Raw genomic sequence first — 509 nt, forward strand, 5'->3', positions numbered from 1 at the left:
GATCCCTTCGGGGTGATGGGGATGTGGGCTAGTCCGGGACCTGATCGGGTAGTAGGTGAGCGATGGGGTGACGCAGGAGGGTAGCTCAGCCCGGGCGATGGTTGTCCCGGGGTAAGCCTGTAGGGCGAAGCATAGGCAAATCCGTGCTTCATATAGCCTGAGAGGTGATGCCGAGCCGTTTTAGGCGAAGTGAGTGATCCCATGCTGCCGAGAAAAGCCTCTAGCGAGTGTACTGGCGGCCCGTACCCCAAACCGACTCAGGTGGTCAGGTAGAGAATACCAAGGCGTTCGGGTGAACTGTGGTTAAGGAACTCGGCAAATTGCCCCCGTAACTTTGGGAGAAGGGGGGCCTCGTATGGTGATGGGACTTGCTCCTTGAGCTGTGTGGGGTCGCAGATACCAGGGGGAAGCGACTGTTTACTAAAAACACAGGTCCGTGCGAAGTCGTAAGACGCTGTATACGGACTGACGCCTGCCCGGTGCCGGAACGTTAAGAGGACCGGTTAGAC

The 509-nt window shown here is 58.0% G+C and carries 1 rRNA gene; it reads left to right on the forward strand.

The window, feature by feature from the left end:
- Positions 1-509 (forward strand): 23S ribosomal RNA (locus R9X44_RS35575); the annotation flags it as partial.

This window comes from Actinocorallia sp. A-T 12471 (assembly GCF_033875155.1).
In the GTDB taxonomy this organism is placed as follows: Bacteria; Actinomycetota; Actinomycetes; order Streptosporangiales; family Streptosporangiaceae; genus Actinocorallia.